This window comes from Sphingomonas swuensis, assembly GCF_039538045.1.
In the GTDB taxonomy this organism is placed as follows: domain Bacteria; phylum Pseudomonadota; class Alphaproteobacteria; order Sphingomonadales; family Sphingomonadaceae; genus Sphingomicrobium; species Sphingomicrobium swuense.
In genome coordinates this window covers 566,236-579,156 of the sequence record NZ_BAABBQ010000001.1, presented here as the reverse complement: position 1 = coordinate 579,156, position 12,921 = coordinate 566,236, and the positions used below count along the sequence as shown (strand labels likewise).

Annotated in this window: 11 protein-coding genes; all 11 read right to left on the bottom strand. The window is 69.5% G+C overall.

The annotated features are described in order from the left end of the window. Positions 1–20 precede the first annotated feature (20 nt). The 11 genes from ftsA to ABD727_RS02880 are packed head-to-tail and all read right to left on the bottom strand — an operon-like array spanning position 21 to position 12,921. Positions 21–1,277 (bottom strand): cell division protein FtsA, encoded by a 1,257-nt coding sequence (gene ftsA, locus ABD727_RS02930; RefSeq protein WP_344705891.1) that lies wholly within the window; start codon positions 1,275–1,277, stop codon positions 21–23. Then, the gene (locus ABD727_RS02925; protein ID WP_344705890.1) at positions 1,277–2,191 is read right to left on the bottom strand and encodes a cell division protein FtsQ/DivIB; all 915 of its coding nucleotides are present in this window, start codon (positions 2,189–2,191) and stop codon (positions 1,277–1,279) included. Before ABD727_RS02925 ends, ftsA begins: the two co-directional genes overlap by 1 nt. Next, entirely contained in the window at positions 2,188–3,144 is a 957-nt protein-coding gene (locus ABD727_RS02920; RefSeq protein ID WP_425566750.1) for a D-alanine--D-alanine ligase, read from the bottom strand. The genes ABD727_RS02925 and ABD727_RS02920 overlap by 4 nt, the downstream gene beginning before the upstream one ends. Then, positions 3,111–3,992, bottom strand: coding sequence for a UDP-N-acetylmuramate dehydrogenase (gene murB / locus ABD727_RS02915; RefSeq protein WP_344705888.1), 882 nt, complete (start codon positions 3,990–3,992; stop codon positions 3,111–3,113). The genes ABD727_RS02920 and murB overlap by 34 nt, the downstream gene beginning before the upstream one ends. Then, positions 3,989–5,404 carry a UDP-N-acetylmuramate--L-alanine ligase gene (gene murC / locus ABD727_RS02910; protein WP_344705887.1) on the bottom strand — a complete coding sequence of 472 codons (1,416 nt, stop codon included), beginning with the start codon at positions 5,402–5,404 and terminating at the stop codon, positions 3,989–3,991. The genes murB and murC overlap by 4 nt, the downstream gene beginning before the upstream one ends. After that, positions 5,401–6,561, bottom strand: a complete 1,161-nt coding sequence (murG, locus tag ABD727_RS02905; RefSeq protein WP_344705886.1) for an undecaprenyldiphospho-muramoylpentapeptide beta-N-acetylglucosaminyltransferase — start codon at positions 6,559–6,561, stop codon at positions 5,401–5,403. Before murG ends, murC begins: the two co-directional genes overlap by 4 nt. A gap of 7 nt (positions 6,562–6,568) precedes the next feature. Then, positions 6,569–7,771 carry an FtsW/RodA/SpoVE family cell cycle protein gene (locus ABD727_RS02900; RefSeq protein WP_344705885.1) on the bottom strand — a complete coding sequence of 401 codons (1,203 nt, stop codon included), beginning with the start codon at positions 7,769–7,771 and terminating at the stop codon, positions 6,569–6,571. After that, positions 7,768–9,045: a UDP-N-acetylmuramoyl-L-alanine--D-glutamate ligase gene (gene murD, locus ABD727_RS02895; RefSeq protein WP_344705884.1), complete on the bottom strand. Its 1,278-nt coding sequence runs from the start codon at positions 9,043–9,045 to the stop codon at positions 7,768–7,770. Before murD ends, ABD727_RS02900 begins: the two co-directional genes overlap by 4 nt. Next, complete coding sequence (gene mraY / locus ABD727_RS02890; protein ID WP_344705883.1) at positions 9,042–10,112, bottom strand: phospho-N-acetylmuramoyl-pentapeptide-transferase; 1,071 nt, start codon at positions 10,110–10,112, stop codon at positions 9,042–9,044. The genes murD and mraY overlap by 4 nt, the downstream gene beginning before the upstream one ends. Continuing rightward, complete coding sequence (locus tag ABD727_RS02885) at positions 10,100–11,491, bottom strand: UDP-N-acetylmuramoyl-tripeptide--D-alanyl-D-alanine ligase (protein ID WP_344705882.1); 1,392 nt, start codon at positions 11,489–11,491, stop codon at positions 10,100–10,102. The genes mraY and ABD727_RS02885 overlap by 13 nt, the downstream gene beginning before the upstream one ends. Further along, on the bottom strand, positions 11,488–12,921 hold the full coding sequence (locus ABD727_RS02880; protein WP_344705881.1) for a UDP-N-acetylmuramoyl-L-alanyl-D-glutamate--2,6-diaminopimelate ligase: 1,434 nt from the start codon (positions 12,919–12,921) through the stop codon (positions 11,488–11,490). The genes ABD727_RS02885 and ABD727_RS02880 overlap by 4 nt, the downstream gene beginning before the upstream one ends.

The window sequence follows — 12,921 nt, the reverse complement described above, 5'->3', positions numbered from 1 at the left end:
GATTCAGATTGGGACGGTTTTCAGCGCCCGCCGCGCATCGCCGCGACCAGCCGGCCGATCCAGCCGCCGCTCGGTCCCGCCGGACGACCGGTCGGAAGCGCGAGGTCGCGGATGTCGCCGGTCCCTTGCCCCGCCAGCAGCGCCAGCCCGACCAGGCTCGCGAAAGCCGGCCCGCTGTGCGCGTCGGGAAGTCCGGTCAGCTGGCGCGGACGACCGACCCGGACCGCGCGCCCGAGCACGCCCTGCATGTAGTCGGCGATGTTCTTGAGCTCGGCCCCGCCGCCGGTCAGCACCACCTGGTGGCCGACCGGCTTGACGAAGCCGAGGTCCTTGAGCGCGCTCTCGACCTCGGCGGTGACCTGCTCGACCCGCTGGCGAATCACGGTCATGAACTGCGCGCGCGGGATGCGCAGCGGCTCGGCGCCATCCTCGGCCCCCATCGGCAGCGCCTCGACCACCTCATGGTTGTCGCGCGGGCTCGTCATCGCCGAGCCATGATAGCATTTGACCCGCTCGGCATCGCGGCGGCGGACACCAAAGGCGGCGGCGATGTCGTCGGTGATGTCCTTGGCGCCGAGCGGGATCGAGCGCAGCCCGACCAGCATCCCGCCCGCGTGCAGCGAGACGTTGGTGACCTCTGCGCCAAGCTCGATCAGCGCCACGCCAAGGTCGCGTTCCTCGGTGCTGAGGCAGGCGAGGCCCGCGGCGACCGGCGAGGCGACGATCGCCCGTACCCCGAGATGCGCCTGGCGGATGGTGAGGTCGACGTTGCGCAGCGGCGCCTCGTCGGCGGCGACGACATGGATGTCGACGCCCAGCCGGCTGGCGTGCATCCCGACCGGGGAGCGAACGCCCTGGACGTCGTCGATGGTATAGAGCGCCGGGTTGGCGTGGAGCACGACCTGGCCCGGACGGTCGACCGCGTCCCGCCCGCTGCGCAGCAACTCGTCGACGTCTGACGGCTCGACCTGGTGCCCGCCGATCTCGACCTCTACCGTGGCGAGGCCGCTCGACAGCCCGCCCGCGCCGAAGCTCGCCCACACGTCCTCGATCGTCTGGCCGCTCATCCGCTCGGCCTGCTCGACCGCCTCGCGGACCGCGACCTCGGTCGCCTCCATGTCGGTGACGAAGCCGCGCTTGACTCCGCGGCTCTGGCGCTGACCGGTGCCGAGCACGCGCAGCCGGCCTTCCTCGTCGGTCGTGCAGACCAGAGCGGAAACCTTGGAGGAGCCGATGTCGAGGGCGCCGATCAGCGGCGGCGCGTCAGTGGGGCGCATCAACCGTTCGCCTCGGGGGTGGTGCCGGGAGGTGGCGGCTGCGCGCCGGGCGGCACCCGGACGATCATCTTGCCGGGCACGCGAAGGTCGAAGCGGAGCATGTCGCGGCCGAGCAGGCCAACCGAGCGGTCCATCTTGGCGAAGCGCTGAAGCGCCTTGCTCGCCGCTGCCTCGCCCTCGGGCAGCGAGACCGTCTCGCCGGTGGCGAACGCAAGGTCCCAGCGGCGCCCGCCGATCCAGGTCGCCGACGCGACCTGCGGCTTGAGCGTCGGGACACCGTCGATCATGCGCTTCAGGAAGACCGCCTGGCGGTTGGCCTGCGGGCCGATCAGCAGCGGCAGGTCGGGCATCTTGTCGAGCGCGACCGCGTCGAGCACCACGCCCTCGCCGTCGATCAGGTTGAGCCGTCCCTGCTGCTGCCAGACCGCCGCGGGGGTCCGCTCGACCAAGTCGATCACCAGCGTGTCGGGAAGCCGGCGCGAGACGCGCGCGTCCTTGACCCAGCCGAACTGGAGAAGGTTGTCGCGGATGAGGTCGAGGTCGACGAGCGCCTGCGCGGCCTTGTCTTTGCCGATCGGCGCTTCCTCCGCTGCCCGGCGAAGCTCCTCGGTGACCACCGCGTCGACGTCGCCCCGGTCCATGTTCCGGAGGCCGACGATCTGGTAGCCGGCGACCGCGAAGCCGGCCTCGCCGCTTGCCGCGCCGGTCGCTCGGAACGCCTTGCCGGGGAGGTCGAGCGCGATGATCGCGACCAGGCCCATGACGACAACCAGCCCGAGGAAGGCGTAGCGGGCAAGCTTGCCAGTCCCTTCGGGCCAGGCCGCCGCGGGGGGCGCCTTGCGCGCGGGAGCCTTGCGCGTGCCCTTGCCGCGACCCTTGGCGGCGCTTGGCCGACGGATGGTCTGCGCGTTCATTCCATCGCCTCGGCGATCAGGCGCTCGACCAGTTCGCCGTAGCTGACGCCGCGCTGGCGGGCCTGTTCGGGGACCAGGCTGAGCGGGGTCATGCCGGGCTGGGTGTTGACCTCGAGCAGGTAGATGCCCGCCTCGCCCTGGCTGTCGTCCCAGCGGAAATCCGAGCGGCTCGCGCCCTTGCAGCCAAGCGCCCGGTGCGCGTTGAGCGCCATGTCGAGCATCGACTGCGCGATGTCGTCGGGCACCTCGGCCGGGCAGATGTGCTGGGTCACGCCATCGGTATACTTGGCTTCGAAATCGTAGAAGTCGTTGTGCGGCTTCAGCTCGGTCACGCACAGCGCCTCGTCGCCGACCACCGCAACGGTCAGCTCGCGGCCGCGGATGAACGGCTCGGCGAGCAGCTCGTCGAAGTCCTTCCACGGACCACTGGTGTCACGCCCGATCGGGTTGCCGTAGTTGCTCTCGTCAGTGACGATCGCGACCCCGACCGAAGAGCCTTCGTTGACGGGCTTCAGCACATAGGGCCGGGCGATCGGATCGCCCTCGAACAGCGCCTCGGAGCGGACCATCGTCCCCTTGGGCATGCGAACGCCGGCGGGCACCAGCAGGAGCTTGGTCAGTTCCTTGTCGATCGCGATCGCCGAGGTGGTCACGCCCGAATGGGTGTAGGGAATGCCCATCAGGTCCAGCAGCCCCTGAACGGTGCCGTCCTCGCCCGGGTGGCCGTGGAGCGCGTTGAACACCACGTCGGGCCGGAGCTCGGTCAGCACCTGTGCGACGTTGCGGTCCATGTCGACCTCGGTGACCCGGGTCCAGCCGCGCTCGCGCAGTGCCTCGGCGACGCCCTTGCCGCTCATCAGCGAGACTTCCCGCTCGGACGACCAGCCGCCCTTGAGGACGACAACGTGGAGGTTCCTGTTCAACGCTGCACTCCCACGCGCTGGATTTCCCATTCGAGCTCGGTCCCGCTGTGCGCGGCGACCCGGCGCCGGACCTCTTCGCCGAGCGCCTCGATGTCCGCGCTGGTTGCGCTTCCAAGATTGAGCAGGAAGTTGCAATGCTTCTCGCTCACCTGCGCGTCGCCGATCGTCAGCCCGCGGCAGCCGGCGCCGTCGATCACCTCCCACGCCTTCTTCGGCAGCGGGTTCTTGAAGGTCGAACCGCCGGTCTTGCTGCGGAGCGGCTGCGAGGCCTCGCGGCTGGCGGCGATCCGGTCCATCTCGGCCTGGATGGCGGCGGGCTCGGCCGGCTCCCCGCGGAAGGTCGCGGAGACGACGATCGCTCCATCGGGCAGCGCGGAATGGCGGTAGGTGTAGCCGAGTTCGGAATTGCCGAGCGTGAGCAGTTCGCCCGAGCGGAGCACGACCTCGGCCTCGACGAGAATGTCCTTCACTTCGCGGCCATAGGCGCCGCCGTTCATCCGGACGAAGCCGCCGACCGTGCCGGGGATCGAGCGGAGGAATTCGATCCCGCCGATCCCCGCGTCGCGCGCCGACGAGCTGACGAGGATTCCCGACGCGCCGCCGCCGCACTTGAGCGTGACGTCGTCGAGGCGGGCGACGCGCGCGAACGGCTTGCCGAGGCGGACGACCACTCCGGGTACGCCGCCGTCACGGACGATGAGGTTGGAGCCGAGCCCGAGCGCCATCACCGGCACCGCGGGATCGAGGGTGCCAAGGAAGGCCTGGAGGTCGGCGACGTCGGCCGGCTCGAACAGGGTCTCGGCCGCTCCGCCCGACTTGAACCAGACCAGCGGCGCAAGCGGGGCCGCGCTAGTCAGCTTGCCCCTCACCGCGCTCATCGCTTGCTGGCCCGCTCGGCCCGGATCGCCTCGGCGAGGCCTGCGGCCCACTTGGTGATGTCGCCAGCACCCATGCAGATCACCAGGTCGCCCTCGGCGGCGAGGTCGCGAAGGACATGGGCAAGGTCGGCGGCGCCGTCGACGGTCTGCACCATCCGGTGGCCATGGGCGCGGATGCCCTCGGCCAGCGCGGCCGCGTCGACACCCTCGATCGGCTCCTCGCCCGCGGCATAGACGGGCGCGACCAGCACCACGTCGGCCTCGACGAAGGCGTTGGCGAAGTCCTCCATCAGGTCGCGAAGCCGGGTGAAGCGGTGCGGCTGGACGACCGCGATGACCCGCCCGCTCGTGCTGTCGCGCGCGGCGGAGAGGACGGCGCGGATCTCGACCGGGTGGTGGGCATAGTCGTCGATGACGATCGTCCCGTCGATCTCGCCGACGCGGGTGAAGCGCCGCTTGACCCCGCCGAACCGCTCGAAGCCGCTGGCGATGACCTCGTCGGCAAGCCCGAGTTCGAGCCCGACCGCGATCGCCGCCAGCGCGTTCTGGATATTGTGCCGCCCGGGCATCGGCAGGGTCACGCCCTCGATCCGCCGCCGCTCGCCCGACCTTTCGAGCACCAGCGCGTCGAAGCGGGCCAGCCCGCCCTCGGTCACGACATTGTCGGCGCGCAGGTCGGCCGAGGCCGAGAAGCCGTAGGTGACGACCCGCCGGTCCTTGATCCGGCTGAGGAGGTTGGCGACCTCGGGATGGTCGATGCACATCACCGCCAGCCCGTAGAAGGGGACGTTCTCGATGAACTCGACGAACGCGTCCTTGGCCCGCTCGAAGCTGCCGTAATGGTCGAGGTGCTCGGGATCGATGTTGGTGACCACCGCGATGGTCCCGTCGAGGCGGAGGAAGCTTCCGTCCGATTCGTCGGCCTCGACCACCATCCACTCGCCCTTGCCGAGCCGGGCGTTCGAACCGTAGGCGTTGATGATCCCGCCATTGATGACCGTCGGGTCGCAGCCGCCTGCATCGAGCAGCGCCGCGACCATCGAGGTGGTCGTGGTCTTGCCGTGGGTGCCGGCGACCGCGACGGTGTTCTGCATCCGCATCAGCTCGGCCAGCATCTCGGCCCGGCGGACTCGCGGAAGGCGACGCTCGGCAGCGGCCTGAACCTCGGGATTGTCGGCGCGGATCGCGGTCGAGCAGACGACCACCGCCGCATCGCCTAGGTTGTCGGCGCTTTGCCCGATCATCACCGGGATGCCGGCCTTGCGCAGCCCCTCGGTGACGTAGCTCTCGGCCTGGTCGGAGCCCTGAACCTTGTAGCCGAGCTGGTGCATCACCTCGGCGATTCCCGACATGCCGATGCCGCCGATGCCGACGAAGTGGATGGTCCCGATGTCGGTGCCGACCGCCTTCATGCCGCGGCTCCCGCCGGAGCGAAGGTCGCCGTGGGCGGAGTTGCCTGCACCCTCCCGACCGGCAGCACCGACTCGCCGCCGCCGATCCGCTCGACGAGGTTGGCGAGGTCGCGCGCGGCATGCGGGCGTCCGACCGACAGCGAGCGCGCAGCGGCATTGGAGAGCGCCTCGGGATCGTCGGCGAGCGCCTCGATCTGCCGGGCCAGCGTCTGCGGGGTGAAGCCGGGCTGCGGGATCATCCGCGCCCCGCCTGCCCGCGCCATTTCGCGTGCGTTGGCGGTCTGGTGGTCGTCGGTGGCGATCGGCAGGGGCACGAGGATCGCCGGGCGGCCCGCCGCGGTCAGCTCGGCGATGGTCGAGGCACCGGCGCGGCCGATCATCAGGTGGCACTCGCCAAGCTTGCTGTCCATGTCCTCGATGTAGGTGGAGAGTTCGGCCGGGATGCCGAGCGCGCGGTAGGTCGCGCGGACCCGCTCGATATCGTCGGGCCGGCACTGCTGGATGACCTGAAGTCGGTGGCGAAGCCCTTCCTGGAGCGCTCCGAGCCCGTCGGGCACCACTTCGCCGAGCACCGTGGCACCCTGGCTTCCGCCGGTCACGAGCAGCTTGAGCGGTGCCACCTCGTCGAACGCCGGGAAGGGCATCTCGCCCAGCCGGACGATGCTTGCCCGCACGGGATTGCCGACCAGCACGACCTTGGCGGCGTCGCGCGGCTTGAGGCGTTCGACCCGCTCATAGGCCGTGCCGATCGCCGCCGCGCGTCCGGCAAGCAGCCGGTTGACCCGACCGAGCACGGCATTCTGCTCGTGCAGCACGGTCGGAATGCCCTTGGCCGAAGCAGCGAGCAGCGCCGGGAAGGCGGGATAGCCGCCGAAGCCGACCACCGCGTCGGGACGGTGCTTGGCGTAGAGTGCCTTCGCCTCGCGCCGGCCGGCCATCACCGAGCGCGCCGCCTTGACGAGGCCCCAGGGGGTCTTGCTCAGCCGTCCGGCGGGAAGGACATGCACCGGCACGTCCTTGAACAGGCCGGGGATCTTGGCGCCGCGCGCGTCGGTGATGAGCAGCACGCCATGGCCGCGCGCCTTCAGTTCGGCGGCGAGCGCATGGGCGGGGATCATGTGGCCGCCGGTTCCTCCGGCGGCGAGAACGAATTGCATCGGGCGCCTAACGCTCCCCATTCCATGTCACGACATAGGGCGAGCGCTTCAGATACGGGTTCCGGCGGGTAAAGGCGAGCAGCAGCCCCATCCCGATCGACAGCGCCAGCATCGAGCTTCCGCCATAGGAGATGAAGGGAAGCGTCATGCCCTTGGACGGGGCGAGCTGGACGTTGACCGCCATGTTGATCAGCGCCTGCAGCCCGAACTGGCAGGCGAGGCCGGCGGCGGCGAGGATCGCGAAGGGCTCGTCCTCGTCGAGCAGCTTCACCAGGACCCGGACCACTATCGCGCAATAGATGGCGGCGATCGCCATGCAGGCGATCAGCCCGAACTCCTCGCCGATCACCGAGAAGATATAGTCGGTGTGCGGCTCGGGCAGGTGGAACTTGCGGGTGCCGCCGCCCGGACCCATGCCGAGCAGCCCGCCCGCGGTCAGCGTGCGCATCGCATTCTCGACCTGGAAATTGTCGCCCTCGCCGAACAGGAAGCCGTCGATGCGGACCGTCGCCACGTCATAGAAGAAGTAGGCGAGGATGACCCCGATCACCCCGCCGACGCCCATGATCGCGAGCGCGCGGAGGTTGGCTCCGGCCAGGGCGATCATCGCCACCCACACGGTTCCGAAGATGATGGTCGAGCCGAAGTCGGGCTGGATCATCAGCAGCACCGCGACGAGGCCGGTGAAGGCGCCCGACAGGAGCATGACCGGAAGCCCCTTGTCCTTCTCCTTGAGGCTCAGCAGCCAGGCGGTGGTGACGATGAAGAAGGGCTTGAGGAACTCGGACGGCTGGACCTGGGCGAAGCCGAAGCCGAGCCAGCGGCGGGCGCCGTTCACCTCGGGCCCGATCACCGGCACCAGCAGCAGCGCGCCGATGCAGGCCGCGGCGCCGATCAGGCACAGCCGGCGGAGCCGCTCGCGCGGCATCATCGAGATCAGCACCATCACCGGCAGCGAGACCGCGATCCATACCAGCTGGCGGTAGAAATAATGGAGCGAGGCGAAGCGCACCGAGCCGCCCGAATAGCGCTCGGCCGCTGCCGGCGACGCGGCGGCAACGGCGACGAGGCCGACCGCGATCAGGATCGCGACAAGCAGCAGCAGGACGCGGTCGATCTCCCAGAACCAGCGGCCCACCGCCGAGCGGTCGGCGCGCCCGTAGCGATTGCTCGTGTCGATCGGAAAGGCCTTCGCCAGAACGCCGTTCATAATGCCCCCACGTAGGCCCTGAAGGCCTCCCCACGCGCTTCATAGTCCCGGAACTGGTCGAACGAGGCGCAGGCGGGGGAGAGTAGAACAACCTCTCCCGCCTGGGAATCCTCGGCCGCGCATTTCACCGCATTTTCAAGAGTCTCGACCTCGCTGACGTCAACTCCGAGTGCCCGGAGCAGCGCGGCGAAAATCGGCCCGGCCTCGCCGATGGTGTAGGCGCGCACGACATGGTCGAGGTGCTTGGCGGTGTCGCCAAGCTCCTCGCTCTTCGCCTGTCCGCCGACGATCCAGCGGATGCGCGGGTAAGCGGCGAGCGCCGGCGCAGCGGCCTCGGCATTGGTCGCCTTGCTGTCGTTGACGAAGAGAGTGCCGTTCCGCTCGCGCACCCGCTCCATGCGGTGGGGGAGGCCGGGATATGTGCGAAGAGCCCCGTAGATTTGCAGAAAATCTAAGCCAAGCAATTCGCTCGCAGAGATTGCGGCCGCAGCATTTTCGGCATTGTGAGGACCTTGTAGCGCTGGCCACTTCTCCTGATCCGAAAACGAGTAATCGTCGGGAGCAAGAATGTCGTGCGGGATGTCCTCGCGTCGTGAGAATGGGTGAAAACGTCGTACCAGAGGTCTGGGTATGACGGCACCGCGTGGCTTCATTTCGAACAATCGGAGTTTGGAGGCGGCGTATGCGTCAAAGCTCTCGTACCGATCCAGATGATCCGGAGTGATGTTGAGCAGCACCGCGACGTCGCAGTCGAGGCTCCGGGTCAGGTCGATCTGGTAGCTGGACAACTCGAGCACATAGATTCCGCCTTCCGGCAGCGGATCCTGGCTAAGGATCGGCAGGCCGATGTTGCCGCCCATGGTGGTCGGCACACCAGCGGTCTGGAGGATGTGGTGGACCAGCGCCGTCGTGGTGCTCTTGCCGTTGGTGCCGGTGATCCCGACCACCTTGTGCGGCGGGAGCTCGGCACGGGCGCGGGCGAAGAGTTCGATGTCGCCGATAATCTCGACCCCCGCCTCCCGCGCCCGGGCGGCGATCGGGTGAGTGTTGAGCGGCACGCCAGGCGAGACGACCAGGCTGTCGAATTGGCCAAGGTCGGCGCTGTCGAGGTCGAGCAGCGTCGCTCCCTCGGCCTTCGCGCGCGCCTCCTCGCTACGATCCCAAGCCGTCACCTCGGCCCCGCTCTCCAGCAGCGCGCGCACGGTCGCGAGGCCGGAGCGGGCGAGCCCGTAGACGGCGTATTTCTTGTTCTTCCAGGCCTTGGCCGTGATCACCGCAGCTTCAGCGTGGAGAGGCCGGCCAGTGCCAGCACGAAGGCGATGATCCAGAAGCGGATCACGACCGTCGGCTCGCTCCAGCCCTTGTGCTCGAAATGGTGGTGGATCGGCGCCATCAGGAACACCCGCCGCCCGGTCTTCTTGTAGACCGCGACCTGGATGATGACCGATAGCGCCTCGACCACGAACAGGCCGCCGATGATCGCCAGCACGAACTCGTGATGGGTCGCGACCGCCACCGCGCCGAGTGCTCCGCCCAGCGCCAGGCTTCCGGTATCGCCCATGAAGACCGCCGCCGGCGGGGCGTTGAACCAGAGGAAGGCAAGGCACGCCCCGACCACCGCCAGCAACAGCACGGTGAGGTCGCCCGCTCCAAGCACGTGCGGGATGCCGAGATAGTCGGCGAAGCGCGCGTTGCCGACGAGATAGGCGATCAGCGTGAAGGCCAGCGCCGCGATCACCACCGGCATGGTCGCGAGCCCGTCCAGCCCGTCGGTCAGGTTCACCGCATTGCCGAAGGCGACGATCACGAAGGCGCCGAAGGCGACGTAGAACCAGCCGATGTCGAGCAGCGAGCCCTGGACGAAGGGAATGTAGAGGTTGGTCCCCGACACCCGCACCATCAGCCAGGTGGCGAAGCCCGCGATGATGAATTCGAGAGCCAGGCGGACCTTGCCGGGGATGCCGGCATGGTGCGCCTTCTTCACCTTGTCATAGTCGTCGAGGAAGCCGATCGCCCCGAAGCCGCCGGTGACCAGCAGGCAGGCCCAGACATAGGGGCTGCGAAGGTCCATCCAGAGCAGGCAGGCGATCGTTACCGAGATGAGGATCAGGAGCCCGCCCATGGTCGGCGTGCCGCGCTTGGCGAGATGAGTCTGGGGCCCGTCGGCGCGGATCGGCTGGCCCTTGCCCTGCCGCACCCGCAGATAGTTGATGAACCAGGGTCCGATCAGAAGCCCGATGGCGAGCGCGGTCGCGGTCGCCGCACCGGCCCGGAAGCTGATGTAACGAACGAGATTGAGCAGCCCCGGAAAACCGAGATATTCCGCAATCAGGTAGAGCATGGTGCGGCGCCCCCTGCCACTGCGCTGACCAGCGATGCAAGTCCGACACCGTTCGACGCCTTGACCAGGACCGCGTCGCCTGCGCCGAGCAGACGCTGGAGCACGGCAGTCGCCTCGACGGCATCGGCGACGCGGGTGACCGGCACCCGTCCGCCGAGCGCCTCCTCGAGCACCGCCATCTCCTCGCCGACGAGGACGAGCTCGTCGACCCGGGCGGCAAGGATCGGCTCGGCAAGCGCGGCATGCGCGGCGGGACCATGGTCGCCCATCTCGCGCATCGTTCCGAGCACAGCGAGCCGCCGCCCGCTCACCTGCTCGGCGCCAAGGATCGCAAGCGTCGCCGCCATGCTCGCCGGATTGGCGTTGTAGCTTTCGTCGATCAGCAGGGCGGTACCCTCGCCGACCGACACCCGGTGCCGCTCGCCGCGGCCCTTCAGGCCGCCCATGTCGCCGAGCGCGAGGCCGGCGGCGGCGAGGTCGGCGCCCGCCGCCTCGACCGCGGCCAGCACCGCGAGGCTGTTCGAGACCCAATGCTCGCCCGGCTGGGCGATGTTGTAGGTGAGGTCCGCGCCCGCCAGCCGCGCCGTCACCAGACTTCCGCCATTGTCGGCGCGGACCGCGTGAACCGCGGTGACGTCGGCGTCGCCCGAGCCGAAGGTGCGGATGGTCTCGGCATGGCGCCGGGCAGCCTTGAGCAGGCGGTCGCGCCAGGGCGTGTCGTTGGGGATGATCGCGGTGCCGCCGGGCTCAAGCCCCTCGAAAATCTCGCCCTTGGCGTCGGCGATCGCCTCCATCGAACCGAGGTTCTCGATATGCGCCGAGGCGATGGCGGTGATCAGCGCGACGTGCGGGCGGACCATGGCGACGAGACCGCGGATCTCGCCCTCGTGGTTCATGCCCATCTCGAACACGCCATAGACGCTGTCGCGCGGCATCCGCGCCAGGCTCAGCGGCACGCCCGTATGATTGTTGTAGCTTTTGAGGCTGCGGTGGACCTTGCCGCGGTGCCGCCGCTCGAGCGCCGCCGCCAGTGCCTCCTTGGTGCTGGTCTTGCCGACCGAGCCGGTGACCCCGAGCACCGTGCCCGTCATCCGCGCGCGGCTCGCCTTCGCCAGCGCCTCGAGCGCGGCGGGAACGTCCTCGACCAGCACGTGAGGGCCGTCGACGGGCTTCGACACCAATGCACCGACGGCGCCCTTGACGAAGGCGCCGGGCACGAAGTCATGGCCGTCGGCGACGGTGCCCGGCATGGCGACGAACAGCCAGCCGTGCTCGACCTCGCGGCTGTCGAAGGTCACCCCGGTGACCTCGAACGGCTGCGAGACGGTGCCGCCGGTCGCCGCCGCGATCTCGGCCGAGGTCCACAGCGCGCCGCTCACGCCGCGCACTCCCGTGCGACCTGGGCGTCGTCGAACGGCATCGCCGAGTCGCCGACGATCTGGACCGTCTCGTGGCCCTTGCCGGCGAGCAGCACGATGTCGCCGTCGCGGGCCTCGGCCAGGGCGGCGGCGATCGCCTCTCGGCGGCCGCCGATCTCGCGCGCGTCCGGAGCCGCCTCGAGGATCGCGCGACGGATGTTCGCCGGATCCTCGCTGCGCGGATTGTCGTCGGTGACGATCACGAGGTCGCTCGCCGCCGCGGCGACCCGGCCCATCTCGGGCCTCTTGCCCTCGTCGCGATCCCCGCCGGCTCCGAAGACGGTGATGAGCCGCCCTTCGACATGGGGTCGGAGCGCCGCGATCGCGGCGTCGAGGGCATCGGGGGTGTGGGCATAATCGATGTAGACGGGCGCGCCCGCCTTGGTGATGACCGCGCGCTCGAGCCGCCCGCGCACCGGGCTGAGCCGGGCGAGACCGGCGAAGGTCTGCGCCCACTCCCCGCCGGTCGCCAGCACCAGCCCCGCCGCGACCAGCACGTTGGCGGCCTGGTAGGCACCGATGAGCGGCAGCTTAAGGGTCCAGTCGCGGTCGCCATGGCCGAGCTGAAGCGTCTGGCCGAGCGGACTTGCGCTGCGTGCCTTGAGGTCGATCGTTTCCCCGCCCGGTCCGACGGTCAGGAGCTGGAGGCCGCGGCGGCGGGCGCGCTCGGCGACCTCGCGGCTGCGCGGGTCGCCGGTCCAGATCACCGCGCTTCCGCCCTCTTCGACGACTTCCTCGAACAGGCGCATCTTGGCCTCGAAATAGGCCTCCATCGTGCCGTGATAGTCGAGATGGTCGCGCGAGAAGTTGGTGAATGCCGCGGCGGCGACGGGCAGGCCCTCGCTTCGATACTGGTCGAGGCCGTGGCTCGATGCCTCGTAGGCGACATGGCCGATGCCCATCGTCCGGAGTCCCGCCATGTTCGACAGGAAGGTGACGATGTCGGGGGTGGTCAGGCCGGTCTTCACCTGGTCGTCGGCGGTGGTCACGCCGAGGGTCCCGACCGAAGCGGAACGATGACCCGCCATGCGCCATAGCTGGCGGGTCATCTCCACCGTCGAGGTCTTGCCGTTGGTTCCGGTGACCGCGACGATCGTCTCGGGATAGGGAGCGAAATAACGTGCGGCGAGGTCGGCGAAGCGACGGCGCGGCTCGGCATCGGCGACGTGCAGCGCGCCGGACACCTGCGCCTCGGGCCGCGCGACCACGGCGACCGCTCCGGCGGCGATCGCGGCCGGGATGAAGTCCTCGCCGTTGCGGCTGCTGCCTTGGAAGGCGCCGAACACGGTACCGGGCGCGACCTTGCGATGGTCGATTGCGAAGCCGGTCACCTCGGCATCGACCGCGGGATCAACGCCGACCGGGACGTCGAGCAATTCGGACAGGCGCAT

What these genes read in the sequence shown, in the direction of transcription:
- ftsA (WP_344705891.1), bottom strand. Translation starts at nt 1,277, where the DNA reads ATGCGCCCCACTGACGCGCCGCCGCTGATCGGCGCCCTCGACATCGGC.
- ABD727_RS02925 (WP_344705890.1), bottom strand. Translation starts at nt 2,191, where the DNA reads ATGAACGCGCAGACCATCCGTCGGCCAAGCGCCGCCAAGGGTCGCGGC.
- ABD727_RS02920 (WP_425566750.1), bottom strand. Translation starts at nt 3,144, where the DNA reads ATGGGAAATCCAGCGCGTGGGAGTGCAGCGTTGAACAGGAACCTCCAC.
- murB (WP_344705888.1), bottom strand. Translation starts at nt 3,992, where the DNA reads ATGAGCGCGGTGAGGGGCAAGCTGACTAGCGCGGCCCCGCTTGCGCCG.
- murC (WP_344705887.1), bottom strand. Translation starts at nt 5,404, where the DNA reads ATGAAGGCGGTCGGCACCGACATCGGGACCATCCACTTCGTCGGCATC.
- murG (WP_344705886.1), bottom strand. Translation starts at nt 6,561, where the DNA reads ATGCAATTCGTTCTCGCCGCCGGAGGAACCGGCGGCCACATGATCCCC.
- ABD727_RS02900 (WP_344705885.1), bottom strand. Translation starts at nt 7,771, where the DNA reads ATGAACGGCGTTCTGGCGAAGGCCTTTCCGATCGACACGAGCAATCGC.
- mraY (WP_344705883.1), bottom strand. Translation starts at nt 10,112, where the DNA reads ATGCTCTACCTGATTGCGGAATATCTCGGTTTTCCGGGGCTGCTCAAT.
- ABD727_RS02880 (WP_344705881.1), bottom strand. Translation starts at nt 12,921, where the DNA reads ATGCGCCTGTCCGAATTGCTCGACGTCCCGGTCGGCGTTGATCCCGCG.